The following is a 13,786-nucleotide window of genomic DNA, read 5'->3' on the forward strand; positions in this document are numbered from 1 at the left end:
GACGATGCACCAACGTCCTACGAGTACCGCAACGGTTTTCTCTACAAGCGTTGCCGTGGTGATGCGGTGTGGATCTACCGACGCAACGCTGAAGGCGCCGTCACCGAAGCGGTCGATCCCGACGGCCAGGTCACGCATTACTACTACAACCTGCGCGGGCAGTTGCTGTCGCTGCGCTATCCGGACAGCAGCCGCCACCGCTGGGTGTGGAACGAGCTCGGCCAGCTCATCGAAGAAACCCTGCCCGATGGCGGCGTGCGGCGCTTTTCCTACGATGCACTGGGCCGGCGGATTACCACTCAGGACGAATTTGGTGTTGTCAGTCGTCAGCAGTGGGACGCCGCCGGCCGACTGATCCTGACGACTTCTCCTACGGGCAGCACGCGCGCCTACAGCTACGGCGCCTACGGCCAGATCACCGCCGAACGCGATGAACTCGGGCGCATCACCCGCTATGAATATGACGATGATTTGCACCTGGTCTCGCGGCGGATCAATCCTGACGGCACCCGCGTGCAGTACCGCTACGACCATGCGCGGCTGTTGCTGACCGAGATTGAAAACGAATCGGGCGAAAAGTACCGACTGGATTACACGCCGACCGGATTGATCCGACAGGAAACCGGGTTTGATGGGCGCCGGACTGCGTATGCCTATGACCTCAACGGGCACCTGCTGGAGAAGACCGAGTTTGGCGAGCAGGGTTTATCGCTGGTCACCCGGTACGAGCGCGACGCGGCTGGAAGGTTGCGAGTCAAAACCCTGCCCGATGGCGCCAAGATCCGCTACGACTACGATCGCCTCGGTCGGTTGATCGGTGTCGATGACGGCCAGAACCATCCGCTGGCCTTCGAGTACGACCGTCAGGATCGGCTGATCACCGAGCATCAGGGCTGGGGCACCTTGCGCTACGCCTATGACGCCTGCGGCCAGCTCAAACGCCTGCGCCTGCCGGACAACAGCAAGCTTGATTATCACTACGCCAAGGGCGGTGCGCTGTCAGCCATCGACCTCAACGGCACGCCGCTGACCCGGCATGTCTATCAATCCGGTCGCGAACAACAACGCCAGCAAGGCTTGCTGCTCAGCGAATATTCCTACGACGATCAGGGCCGTTTGCTCGCCCACGCTGTAGGCCATCGCCACGCCTCGCTGTACCGCCGCGATTATGCCTACAGCGCCAACGGCAATCTCGAGCACATCGCCGACAGCCGCCACGGCCAGCGCACCTACGGCTATGACGCCCTTGACCGACTGATCCGCGTACGTCACTCACGCGACGAACTGCCCGAATCCTTCGCCCACGACCCGGCCGGCAACCTGCTGATGCAGGACCGCCCCGGTCCCGCGCAAATCAAAGGCAATCGCCTGCTGATGCAAGGCGACCGTCATTACGACTACGACGCCTTCGGCAACCTGATCCGCGAACGCCGAGGCCACGGCCAGACCCTGGTCACCGAATACCGCTACGACTGCCAGCACCGCCTGATCGGCCTGACCCGCCCGGACGGCCAGACCGCCACTTATCAATACGACGCCTTCGGCCGGCGCATCCGCAAAACCGTCGACGGCGCCGTCACCGAATTCTTCTGGCAAGGCGAGCACCTCGTCGCCGAAAGCAGCGCCACGCAATACCGCAGCTTCCTCTACGAACCCGGCACCTTCCGCCCGTTGGCGATGCTGGATGGCAAAGGCCCGAAAAAAGCCTGCCCGTTCTACTACCAACTCGACCACCTCGGCACCCCGCAGGAACTCACCGACTACAGCGGCGAAATCGTCTGGTCCGCGCAATACGACGCCTACGGCAAAGTCGCCGCCGTCACCCTCGCCGGCGAAGACTATCTGGATCAACCGCTGCGCTTTCAGGGGCAGTATTTCGATGCGGAAAGCGGCCTGCACTACAACCGGCATCGGTATTACGACCCGAGATTGGGAAGGTATCTAACCCCGGATCCGGTGAAGCTCGCGGGTGGGTTGAATCAGTACCAGTACGTGCCGAATCCGACGGGGTGGGTGGATCCGTTGGGGTTGACGTCGAACTGCCCGCCGCCGAAAACTAATAGGCCCGAGAGGTGCCAAGCACCGACTCAAGCTAACAGGCCGAATGTAAATCAAGGGTTACCGACCGTTCCGGATGTTGGCAAAGATGGACCACAAAATGAAGCTGAAGCTAAGCGCCGGGTATTAGCTTGGAACAGACAATACAGAATGCACTCAGTAGAAAAACATGGCCCAGAGATCGATGATTCAGCTTTAAAGCAAAGATCAATAGACGGCTCACATCCAACAAAAAAAGGCGTTAGAGGCCCAGTGGGCCCGAGTTCGCAATTCAGTAGTTGGATGATGCAATTTAGAGCGTTGCATTTCGCTTTATCCAGAATGCATAAAAAAATACCTGAGCCGACAGGATATGATGCAGACGGAAACCCTATTGTTAGGATGAAACTGCCAGGAGCGGGTCGTGGGTACAAGCCCAATGAAAGAAATCCAAGTAATCCTCGTTACGTAGAAAGCTTGGATGGGGCGGAAGTAAAATTTGATAAACGAGATGTTAAGCGGCCGTTTACTGGCTTTCCGAGATAGGTGGAATTATGTTGATGCAGCCATTCACAAACTTTCCATATGAGCCAAAACTCTCTCATGTTTTGGGTGGAATATCGATCTACGATCGAGAAGAAACGCTTGGTGAGGCGTTGTGGATTTACAATCCTAATAGTTATGAAGACCAAAAAAAAATAATTAATGACTTCATTATTCCCGATTTTGATTATTTAACCTATCGCCATAGGTTTGTGATTTTTAAACTTCTTGAAAGCCATTTGCATGATGCTGATTTTGATTTTTCTAAAGAATTTGAGAGCGACTATGAAGATCCCAGAACACTGGCATGGGATGAGACGGAAATAATGGATGCTCGTGGTTTTTTTGAACATGTATTCGAGATCGCGAGTGAGTCGTGGAAGGATGATCTGGTTCGGGCGAGCCTTGAGGATCAGAGCCAATGGTGACGTTGAGTTGTCTCGTCGTTTCGTAAATTTGAACAGATTAACATTGCTCCACTAACTGCAGTTGTTGATCGCCCAAGGCGAAACTATCAATCAGGTACACACTAAACCCCACAACCCCCTTCGCATGATGCTTAGCCTGCGAAGCCATCTCCGCAAGCTGGCTGGCATCAAGCGCTGCACAAGCCTCAGGCCGCAGATGCACCACCCCAATCGATAACGACAACAACGCAAACTCCTGCCGCACGCCTTGGCGATTGGGTGCAACGAAGCAGCCGGCCTCCACATGCTCGGGACGGTAGAAGCGGCGGCATTGGTTTTGGAAGTCGTCGAGCAGTTGGTTTAGGCGTTTGCGCCAGTCTTCGGGGCCGAGGACGAGAAGGAAGTCGTCGCCGCCGATGTGGCCGACGAAGTCGCGGGTGGGGTCGATGCGTTCGTTGAGGCATTGGGCCAGGCAGAGCAGGACTTCGTCGCCACGGCCGTAGCCGTAGATGTCGTTGAAGGGTTTGAAGCTGTCGATGTCGACGTAGCAGATAATGGACTCGCGGGCCTGTTGCAGCAGGCGCGTGAGGCATTGCTGGATCGGTACGTTGCCCGGGAGCAGGGTGAGGGGGTTGGCGTAGCGTGCCTGCTGGATTTTCAGTTCGGTGATCAGCTTCAGCACGTCGATGACCCGGCCGAGGCCTAGATAGCCGCCGTTGAGGGTGATGATGAAGTCTTCTTCGATGCGCTGGCGGGCGCGGCTGGTGATCAGGCGACTGACTTGCTGCAGTGACTGGCTGATTTCCACGGCGAGGAAGTCATCGTTCATCAGGCGGCTGATCGGTTTGCGCGCGAATAGATCGGTGGCAAACGGTTTGAGCAGTGCGTCCGACAGCGAGTGGCGATGGACGATGCCGCAGGGCTGGCCTTGTTCGTCGAGCACCGCGAGCGAATTGAGGTTGGCTTGGCGGCGGAAGGCTTCCAGTACCGTCGCGGTGGGCGTATCGCGTTGCACGGCGGGCTGCTCGTTGAGCAGGGCGCTGAGGTCGCTGCCTTCGTCATTCAGCGCGACAGCGCTGCTGTCGTGTTTGGGCATCAAGGCGCGAGCGTCGCGGGATGGATGTTCCTGAGGGCGGCCGAGCAGGTAGCCTTGCACCAGGTCGACGCCCATTTCAGTCAGCACCGCGAGTTCTTCCGGAAGCTCGATGCCCTCGGCGATGACTTGCGCGCGCGAGGCTTTGGCGATTTGCAGAATCGAACCGACAAACTCTCTTTTCAACGCATCCTGATGAATACCGTCGATGAAGTGCCGGTCGATCTTCACGTAATCCGGACGCAATTCCGACCACAGGCGCAGGCTCGAATACCCCGCGCCCAAGTCGTCCAGCGCAATGGAAAAGCCCATCGCCCGGTAGTGATGCAGAGCGGTTTGCAGCAACTGAAAGTCATCGATCGGGGTCTGCTCGGTGAGCTCGATTACCACTTGGCTCGGCGCAATGCCCAAGTCCTGCAACAGCTGCAACGTTCGTCCGGGTTGGTGCGCGGCCTCAAGCAAGGATTCCGGCGAAACGTTGAGGAACAGTTTGCCCGGCAACTGCTGCTCATTGAACCGGCGACAGGCGCTTTGTCGGCAGGCGATCTCCAGTTCGCTCAATCGGCCAGCCTGTCGCGCCACGGCGAACAGGGCAATCGGCGAGTGAAGAGGGCTGTTGGACGGGCCACGGGTCAGGGCTTCGTAGCCGAGAATACGTCGCTCGGAGAGGCAGATGATCGGCTGGAACAGGCTGTGTAAACCGCTTTGAGTCAGGATCGAGCTCAAGGCGCTCAGCTGTTCGGTCGTGGTCATGGCAGTCTCTGGCGATAAAAAAAGGACCGGGAGCGCTTGCTCCCGGTCCTTTATTGCACGACAGAATGATGACTGTTTGATGACGATCCGGGGATCGTCAGCACTAAATTGCCATCACTTACTTCTTGGCCACCTGATTGCTCAGTTTCAGGTAATCCAGCAGCACGCGCCCGGTTTCGCTCAGATAGGCATCGTCTTCCGGTTTGACCTTGTCCGGCTCGGCAGCGGCCAGTGCGTCTTCATCTTCTTTCTTCAGCTCTTTGAGCGGTTCTTCGCCTTTGGCCTTGCGACGGATGTTCTCCATCGCCAGCTGCTTGGCGTCGATGTCGGCGTGCTGGGCACGACGATCGGCTTCGTTGAGGCTGACGGTTTTTTCTTCCATCAGTTTCTGCGCCAGGGCCAGCTTGTCGCGGATGAACACGAACTCGGCATCCTTGTTGGTGCGCGCGTCATGTTCGGACTTCAGCTGGGCGAGGAACGGCTTGAACGGATCGGCCGCCGGTTTGATCGCTGCGCGTATGGTGTCCCACGGCATGGCTTCCGGCAGAGCGCTCTCGCCGATTTCCTTGGTGTCGATCAGCGACGGGTAGTCGATGTCCGGCAGCACGCCCTGATGCTGGGTGCTCTGCCCGGAGACACGGTAGAACTTGGCCAGAGTCAGTTTCAGTTCGCCATGGTTCAGCGGCTGAATGGTCTGCACGGTGCCTTTGCCGAAGGTCTGGCCACCGATGATCAGCGCGCGGTGGTAGTCCTGCATGGCGCCGGCGAAGATCTCCGAGGCCGAGGCGGACAGGCGGTTGACCAGCAGCGCCATCGGGCCTTTGTAGAACGCGCCCGGGTTTTCATCTTCGAGCACGTCGACACGGCCGTCGGCGTTACGCACGAGTACGGTCGGACCTTTGTCGATAAACAGGCTGGTCAGCTCGGTGGCTTCCTGCAGGGAGCCGCCGCCGTTGTTACGCAGGTCGATGACTACGCCGTCGACTTTGTCCTTCTGCAACTCGGTGAGCAGCTTCTTGACGTCGCGAGTGGTGCTCTTGTAATCCGGATCGCCGGCACGGAAGGCCTTGAAATCGAGGTAGAAGGCCGGGATCTCGATGACGCCAAGTTTGTAGTCCTTGCCGTCCTGTTTCAGGCTGAGGATCGACTTCTTCACGGCCTGGTCTTCGAGCTTCACCGCTTCACGGGTGATCGGCACGATCTTGGTGGTCTGGTCGTTCGGCGCATTGCTCGCCGGGATCACTTCCAGGCGCACCACGGTGCCTTTCGGACCGCGAATCAACTTGACCACTTCGTCCAGGCGCCAGCCGACCACGTCGACCATCTCTTTATTGCCTTGGGCAACGCCGATGATCTTGTCGGCCGGAGCGACCTGCTTGGTCTTGTCCGCCGGGCCTGCCGGCACCAGACGCACGACTTTCACTTGATCGTTGTCGCTCTGCAACACGGCGCCGATGCCCTCGAGGGACAGGCTCATGTTGATGTCGAAGTTTTCCGCGTTATCCGGCGACAGATAGTTGGTGTGCGGGTCGTAGGACATGGCGAAGGTGTTGATGTACGCCTGGAAGATGTCCTCGGCACGGGTCTGGTCCAGACGCGCCAACTGATTCTTGTAGCGCTTGGTCAGGGTTTCCTGGATCTGCTTCGGCTCTTTGCCGGCGATCTTCTGGCGCAGCACTTCGTCCTTGACGCGTTTGCGCCACAGGTCGTCGAGTTCCGCGGTGGACTTGAGCCAAGGCGCGTCCTTGCGATCGATCAGCAAGGTCTCCTTGGTGTTGAAGTCCATTTTGTCGACGCCTTTGTTCAGCTCGGCAAGGGCGAAGTCCAGACGCGCTTTCACGCGGTCCAGGTAGCGCTTGTAGATGGTGAACCCGGCGTTGAGGTCGCCGCTTTTGAGGAAGTCGTCGAACTGCGTCTTCCACTTGTCGAATTCGGCGATATCGCTGGCCATGAAATAGCTGCGCGATGGGTCGAGCAGCTTGATGTAGCTGTCGTAGATGATCACCGAGCGCGCATCGTCGAGCGGCGGCTTGCTGTAGTGGTGACGCTTGAGCAACTCGACGACGTTCAGGCTGGCGATGACTTCATCGCGATCAGGCTGCAACTTGTCCCAGCTGTTGGCTGCGAATGTGGTGCCCGACACCGGCAACAGGCCGATACCGATGAAAAGAGCGAGGGCGGTGCTGGGGAGCAGATGCTTCATGCTGATTCGACGCGGGGACAATTGATAACGCATATTAGGCCGTCTTTGAAGTCGCCGGTTCTTTGAGAGCCGGTCGCATAATGCAAAAAGCCCGGCGCTACAGCTTCGGGCTCAGTCCAGACTCACTATGGAGGCAGTGTGAAGGCATTGCAAGGCGTTGAAGGTCAAGTGGCATGGGTTGAAGAGCCGAGTCTTACCTGCGATGTAGGACAAGTCCGCATCCGGGTGGCGGCAGCCGGCCTCAATCGCGCCGATTTATTACAGAAGGCAGGGCTTTATCCGCCACCACCAGGGGCCAGCCAAGTGCTTGGTCTTGAGTGCTCGGGGGTGATCAGCGAGGTCGGCGCGGGCTCGTCCTGGCAGGTCGGCGATCGGGTTTGCGCCTTGCTGGCCGGGGGCGGCATGGCTGAAGAGGTGGTCGTCGACGGACGGCACGTGCTGCCGGTGCCCGAAGGTGTTTCGCTGATCGAGGCGGCGGCATTGCCCGAGGTGTACGCCACCGTCTGGCTGAATGTGTTTCAACTTGCAGCGTTGAAACCTGGTGAGAAAATTCTCCTGCACGCCGGCGCAAGTGGAATCGGTTCAGCCGCCATTCAGCTGTGCAAAGCCTTCGGTAACCCGTGCTGGGTCAGCGTCGGTTCCGCCGAGCGCCTGGCTTACTGCGAAGCGTTGGGTGCGCAAGGCGGCGTGGTGCGTACCGATGATCTCGAAAGCCTGCGCGACTTCGGGCCGTTCGATGTCATCCTCGACCCGGTGGGCGGCAATTATTCGGCACTGAACCTCAAGTTGATGGCGCTGGACGGGCGTTGGGTGTTGATCGGTTTGATGGGCGGTCGCGAGGCGAAACTGGATCTGGCGCAGGTGTTGGCCAAGCGTGTGCAACTGCTCGGTTCGACGTTGCGCAGCCGTGGCGATCAGTTCAAGGCCGATCTGCTCAGCGATCTGGGCCAGCATGTGTGGCCGCTGTTTGCCGAGGGCCGCTTGCGTCCGCAACTGGCCAAAGCGTTTGCGGTGAAGGATGCCGAGGCGGCGTTTGCCGAACTGGCGAGCAATACGGTGGCGGGCAAGTTGGTGTTGGTGATCAATGAGGGTTTGAGCTGACAGCAAAGCAAGGTCAAAAGATCGCAGCCTCCGGCAGCTCCTACAGAGGCACGCATTGCAAAAGTAGGAGCTGCCGAAGGCTGCGATCTTTTGCTTTTATTTCCAGAGATGGATCGGCCAGCCGGCCTTTTCGGCGTGCTCAAGCAGCACCGGATCCGGATTGACCACGTGGGGGAAGTCCACTTTAAGCAACAACGGCAGATCGTTGCGCGAATCGGAATAAAAACTCGCGCCTTCGAGGTTTTCTTCTTCGGCGTCCAGCCATTCCAGCAAGCGGGTGATTTTGCCTTCGCGGTAAGTCAGGGTGCCGACGGTTTTACCGCTGTATGCGCCGTGGGCTACTTCCAGTTCGATGGCGAGAACCTCATCAATACCTAATCGTTCGCCGATCGGCTTGACCAGATGGATACCCGACGCCGAGATCACCAGAATCCGGTCACCGGCCTTGCGGTGGGCGGCGATGGTTTTGGTCGCATCGCTGAAGATGATCGGTTCGATGAAATCCTCCACCCACGGGCCAACCAAGTGCTCGATTTCCTCAGGGGTGCGGCCAATCAGCGGTTCGAGACTGAAGGCCATATAGTCTTCCATCGCCAGATGTCCGCGGCCGTAGGCATCCATCAGTTCCTTGTCACGCTGCATGAACGACTCGCCATCGACCCAGCCGAGGCGGACCATCTGCTCACTCCATAGCGAGGAACAGTCACCGTGAATCAACGTTTCGTCCAGATCAAAAATTGCCAAAGCCATCGGTTCTCTCCGAGAACAGCTTCAAGCCATGAGCTTCAAGCTGCAAGAAATTGGAATCAAGTACGCCGCAGTCTACAACCTGAAGCTTGTAGCTCGAAGCTTGCAGCTGCTTTTAAGCTACTTGGCACAAGGCCGTTGGATCGATGGAAATTGCCAGGCGCTGTCCGTCGGGATGCAGATCGGCGGCGGAACGGTTGAGCACATCGACCACCAATTCCACGCCGCGTGCTTCGACGCGATAGCGAATGACGTTACCGAGCAGGCTGTGGCTGCGGATCTGCGCGTCGAGTTCGCCGTCGAGGCTCAGTTCGATGGCTTCCGGGCGGATGGCGATGCGGTGGCTGATCGGCCGTTGCAACAGCTTTGAGGCGGCAGCGGCATCGAGCAGGTTGTAGTTGCCGATGAAGCCGGCGGCGAACACATCGACCGGCGCGGTATAGAGGGTTTCGGCATCGCCGCTCTGGACGATCTTGCCCTGATTCATCAGGAATATCCGGTCCGACATGGTCAGCGCTTCTTCCTGATCGTGGGTGACGAAGATCGTGGTCAGGCCAAGTTCGCGCTGAATCTGGCGAATCTGTTCGCGCAGGTGTTTGCGTATCCGTGCGTCGAGGGCTGACAAAGGCTCATCCAGCAGCAACAAGCGCGGGCGGGTTACCAGTGAGCGGGCGAGGGCGACTCGTTGGCATTGGCCACCTGAAAGCTGATGCGGATAGCGGCTGGCGAAGTCGTGCAGCTCAACCAGTTTCAACACTTCTGCCACGCGTTTGTGGCTGTCATCGGCGTTGACCTTTTGCATACGCAGGCCGAAGGCGACGTTCTGTTCGACGGTCATGTTTGGGAACAGCGCATAGCTTTGAAAGACCATGCCGATTCCGCGTTTCTGCGGGCTCAACGGCACGATGTCGACGCCCTCGAGGAGGATCTTGCCGCCGTCCACCGGGGTCAGCCCGGCGATGCAACGCAGCAAAGTCGACTTGCCGCACCCGGACGGGCCGAGCAGGGTGACGAACTCACCTTTGTTGATCTCGCAATCGATGTCGCTGAACACCGTGGTGCCGGCATAACTTTTCTGCAGGTGTTGGACGCTGACGTAGCTCATTCGCTTTTGTCCTTGTTCAAGATGTTGGCGATCCAGGTCAGGACCAGCACGAAAAAGAAATACGAAATGACCAGCGCACTGGTGAAGTGGCCGCTGCTGTTACGCATGTTGTTCAGGTACACCTGCAGTGTTTCGTAGCGGGTGCCGACGAGGATGTTGGCGAACACGAATTCACCGAAGAGGAACGAGAACGACAGCAGCAGCGCCACCATCAGGCCTTTGCGCAGATTCGGCAGCACCACCAGAAACGCCGCTTGAAAGGTGCTGGCGCCGAGCAGTTGCGCGGCGTCCATCAGGTCGCGCAGGTTGATCGCTTGCAGGTTGTTGGTGATCGCGCGGTACATGAACGGCAGCGCCACGGTGAAGTAGCAGCCGATCAGAATCCATGGCGTACCGACCATCGCCATCGGCCCGGAACCGTAGAGCTGCAACAGCCCCACCGAGGACACCACTGGCGGCACCGCGAAGGGCAGCAGGATTAGGATGTTCATCAGTGCATCGAGTTTCGGGAAGTAGTAATGCACGACGAACAGCAGCGGCAGGATCAGCAGCACCGACAGCACCAGCGCGCCGACACAGACAATCAGCGACTGACCGAATGCATGCAGAAAGCGCGGATCGCTCCACAGCTGGATGTACCACTTGAAGGTGAAGCCGCTGGGCAGAATCGTTGCCGACCAACTGCTGGCGATCGAATAGACCAGCGTGCCCAGCAGCGGCAACAGCAGAATGGCGAACAGCAGATAAACCACGACGCGGTGGTAGAGGCCGGCCGGGCCGGATTCAGCGCGAGACATGGTAGCTCCTCTTCAACAGCAGTTGATGCACGACGGTGACGATGGTCATCAGCGCCACGAGCACCACGGCCAGGGCGCTGGCCAGGTTCGGGTCAAGGGAAATGTCGCCGGAGACCATCGCCGCAATACGGATCGGTAGAACGTTGAAGTTGCCGGTGGTCAGCGCATAAACCGTGGCGTAGGCGCCGAGGGCGTTGGCCAGCAGGATCACGAACGTGCCGAGCAGCGCCGGGGTCAACACCGGCAGGCCGATGTGCCGCCAGAACTGCCAGCCGTTGGCGCCGAGCAGTGCGGCGGACTCGCGCCAGTCTTCCCGCAGAGCGTCGAAAGCCGGGTAGAGGAGCAGCACGCCGAGGGGAATCTGGAAGTAGGTGTAGAGGATGATCAGGCCGGTTTTCGAGTACAGGTTGAAGTCCTGAATGATCCCCGACTGCTTGAGCATGATGGTAATGCTGCCGTTGAAACCGAGCAGGATGATGAAGGCGAACGCCAGCGGCACGCCGGCAAAATTGCTGGTCATGTTGGCGAAGGCATTCACGAAGTTGCGCAGCTTCGAATCGACGCGGCGTAGTGAATACGCACCCAGCACGGCGATGATGATGCCGAATACGCTCGACCAGAAACTGATCTCCAGGCTGTACTGGATCGCCTGCCGATAGAACTTCGAACCGAAGATCTTGCTGAAGTTGGCCAGGCCCCAGCCGGACTCTTCCGATTGCAGGCTGTTGATCATCACCCAGACCAGCGGGGCAATTTCGAAGACGATGAAGAACAGCGCGAAGGGCACCAGACACAGCGCCGCGAGCCATTTGCCGCGATTCATGGCATTCACTTGAGCAGCTCCCGGCACACAGGTTTGTCGTGGGGCACGCCGAGCAGTTCGCAAACCGTGCCGCAGAGCTCGGTCTGCTTCGGAGTGGCGTCAGGGTTGAGGCTGAACGCCTCACCGAGGACGAACAGCGGTACCTGACGTTCTTCCGCCAGCAGGCCGTTGTGCGAACGATCGTTGTTCATGCCGTGGTCGGCGGTCACCAATACCTGATAACCAGCGTCGAGCCAGCTCTGCAGATAATCGGCGAGGATGACGTCAGCCGAGCGCGCGCTGTTGCGGTATTGCGAGCTGTCGAGGCCGTGCTTGTGCCCGGCGTCGTCGATGTTCATCGGGTGGATCAGGAGGAAATCCGGCGCGTGGCGCAGGCGCAGGCTTTCGGCGTCGGCGAACAGGTGCGAATCCGGATAATGATCGTTCCAGTAGAAGTGGCCGTACTGGATCGGCAGCGTCGGATCATTGGTGTGGCGGTCGCGCGCCGCCACGAACGGTGAGCGGTTGTACAGCTCGCTGACCCAGTGATACGCCGCAGCGGCTGTTTTCAACCCGGCATCGCGGGCGTAGTGATAGATGCTGCGCTGGTTGGACAAGCGCGAGACATTGTTGTGGACAATGCCGCTGTCGATCGGCGGCACGCCGGTGAGAATACATTCGTAAAGCGGTCGGGACAGGGCCGGCAATTCGCACTCCAGCTGATAGAGCGCCGCGCGTCCTGCGCCAACATAAGCCTGCAGATGCCCCATGGCGTGACACGCAACCTCGTAGTTGAGGCCGTCGAGCACGACAAGGATGACGGTGTGCTTCATAGGGGCAAGAACTCCGAAAACAAATCTGGAACCAATCTGTGTAGGAGCTGCCGGAGGCTGCGATCTTTTGATGTTGCTTTAAAGGGCAAGATCAAAAGATCGCAGCCTCCGGCAGCTCCTACAGATGAAGGATTACTTCATCTCGACGATGACTTCTTCGTTCCACTGTTGTGGCAGGGCTTTGGAGGTCTTTTCCCACGCCTCGGCGTCCTTGACCGGCGTGACCTTCTTGTACTGCTCGTTCGGCAGCAGTTGGGCTTTCACGTCTTCCGGCAGTTGCAGGTGTTCGGCGCGGATCGGCCGGGCGTTGCCGCGGGCGAGGTTGGTCTGGCCGGCGTCGCTGAAGATGTATTCGCGGGTCAGCTTGGCGGCGTTGGGGTTTTTCGCGTACTTGTTGATGATCGTGGTGTAGCCGGAAATCACCGAGCCGTCAGACGGGATCAGCACCACGTAGTCATCCGGATTGGCCATCTTGGCTTTGTAGCTGAGGCCGTTGAAATCCCAGACCACGCCGACTTCGATCTCGCCTTTTTCCATGGTGGCGATGGTCGGGTTTGCCATCGACAGACGACCCTGTTTGGCAAGGTCAGCGAACAGCAGCAGGGCAGGCTTGATGTTTTTCTCGTCACCGCCATTGGCCAGTGCGGCGGCGAGAACGCCGTTGGCGGCCTGCGCTGCAGTGCTCACGTCGCCGATGGAAACCTTGTATTTGCCGGTCTTCAGGTCAGCCCATTTGGTCGGCACGTCGGAGCCGTTCAGCAGCTTCTTGTTGACGATGAAGGCGATGGTACCGGTGTAGGCCAGCGCCCAGTTGCCGTCCTTGTCCTTGGCCCAGTCCGGAATCTGATCCCAGGTGCTTGGTTTGTACGGTTGCACCACGCCTTGCTTGACCGCGATCGGGCCGAAGGCGGCACCGACGTCGCCGATGTCGGCGGTGGCGTTATCTTTCTCGGCGGCGAACTTGGCGATTTCCTGAGCCGAACTCATGTCGGTGTCGATGTGCTTCAAGCCGTAATTCGCAGCCAGGTCATCCCACGTGCCTTTCCAGTTGGCCCAGTTGTCGGGCATGCCGACGCTATTGACCGCGCCTTCCGCTTTCGCAGCGGCTTCGAGGGTTTTCAGATCGGTGTCGGCCGCCATGGCGGCGGTGCACATAGCGATGGTCGAGCCTAACAGTGTTGCCAGGAAAAGCTGTTTCATTCCGAAGCTCCTTGGTCGTGTTCAACGCTGCGATTGCGGTTGGTGTTGGTCTAGGTCAGCAATACCTGAGCCAATTTAGGTCGGCTGGATGACATTTTGATGTCGATGGCCTCGTGGCTGATCTTTTATCAACCATTGTCAGGAAGGTGCCAGATCAGCGTAGAC

At 58.7% G+C, this 13,786-nt stretch carries 11 protein-coding genes; 3 read left to right on the plus strand and 8 right to left on the minus strand.

The genetic code is table 11. The features are described 5' to 3' along the window. On the plus strand, positions 1-2,583 hold a 2,583-nt coding region (locus PspCFBP13508_RS26125; RefSeq protein WP_137216185.1), incomplete at its 5' end, for an RHS repeat-associated core domain-containing protein. 14 nt (positions 2,584-2,597) lie between these two features. Continuing rightward, positions 2,598-3,008: a hypothetical protein gene (locus PspCFBP13508_RS26130; RefSeq protein ID WP_309475210.1), complete on the plus strand. Its 411-nt coding sequence runs from the start codon at positions 2,598-2,600 to the stop codon at positions 3,006-3,008. A 37-nt stretch (positions 3,009-3,045) separates the two neighbouring features. On the opposite strand, the gene PspCFBP13508_RS26135 is transcribed toward PspCFBP13508_RS26130, so the two are convergent. Further along, positions 3,046-4,833 carry a bifunctional diguanylate cyclase/phosphodiesterase gene (locus PspCFBP13508_RS26135; protein WP_137216186.1) on the minus strand — a complete coding sequence of 596 codons (1,788 nt, stop codon included), beginning with the start codon at positions 4,831-4,833 and terminating at the stop codon, positions 3,046-3,048. 118 nt (positions 4,834-4,951) lie between these two features. Continuing rightward, a complete protein-coding gene (locus PspCFBP13508_RS26140; RefSeq protein ID WP_161806099.1) occupies positions 4,952-7,036 on the minus strand; it encodes a carboxy terminal-processing peptidase in 2,085 nt (694 codons plus the stop codon). Between the two features lie 138 nt (positions 7,037-7,174). On the opposite strand from PspCFBP13508_RS26140, the gene PspCFBP13508_RS26145 reads away from it, so the two are divergent. Further along, positions 7,175-8,137, plus strand: a complete 963-nt coding sequence (locus PspCFBP13508_RS26145) for a zinc-binding dehydrogenase (protein WP_024012197.1) — start codon at positions 7,175-7,177, stop codon at positions 8,135-8,137. A 96-nt stretch (positions 8,138-8,233) separates the two neighbouring features. Here the strand turns inward: PspCFBP13508_RS26145 and PspCFBP13508_RS26150 are convergent, their stop codons facing one another. The 6 genes from PspCFBP13508_RS26150 to PspCFBP13508_RS26175 all read right to left on the minus strand — a co-directional run bounded on the left by PspCFBP13508_RS26150 (position 8,234) and on the right by PspCFBP13508_RS26175 (position 13,621). Next, positions 8,234-8,887 carry an HAD family hydrolase gene (locus PspCFBP13508_RS26150; protein WP_130888605.1) on the minus strand — a complete coding sequence of 218 codons (654 nt, stop codon included), beginning with the start codon at positions 8,885-8,887 and terminating at the stop codon, positions 8,234-8,236. 112 nt (positions 8,888-8,999) lie between these two features. Beyond that, positions 9,000-9,989, minus strand: a complete 990-nt coding sequence (locus tag PspCFBP13508_RS26155) for an ABC transporter ATP-binding protein (protein WP_137216187.1) — start codon at positions 9,987-9,989, stop codon at positions 9,000-9,002. Further along, a complete protein-coding gene (locus tag PspCFBP13508_RS26160) occupies positions 9,986-10,786 on the minus strand; it encodes an ABC transporter permease (RefSeq protein ID WP_123443861.1) in 801 nt (266 codons plus the stop codon). Before PspCFBP13508_RS26160 ends, PspCFBP13508_RS26155 begins: the two co-directional genes overlap by 4 nt. Beyond that, positions 10,773-11,609: an ABC transporter permease subunit gene (locus PspCFBP13508_RS26165; RefSeq protein WP_161984092.1), complete on the minus strand. Its 837-nt coding sequence runs from the start codon at positions 11,607-11,609 to the stop codon at positions 10,773-10,775. Before PspCFBP13508_RS26165 ends, PspCFBP13508_RS26160 begins: the two co-directional genes overlap by 14 nt. Before the next feature lie 5 nt (positions 11,610-11,614). After that, entirely contained in the window at positions 11,615-12,421 is an 807-nt protein-coding gene (locus PspCFBP13508_RS26170; protein WP_130909698.1) for an alkaline phosphatase family protein, read from the minus strand. Positions 12,422-12,553: 132 nt separating this feature from the next. Further along, positions 12,554-13,621: an ABC transporter substrate-binding protein gene (locus tag PspCFBP13508_RS26175; RefSeq protein ID WP_137216188.1), complete on the minus strand. Its 1,068-nt coding sequence runs from the start codon at positions 13,619-13,621 to the stop codon at positions 12,554-12,556. Positions 13,622-13,786: the final 165 nt, after the last annotated feature.

The organism is Pseudomonas sp. CFBP13508 (assembly GCF_005233515.1).
GTDB lineage: Bacteria > Pseudomonadota > Gammaproteobacteria > Pseudomonadales > Pseudomonadaceae > Aquipseudomonas > Aquipseudomonas mercuritolerans.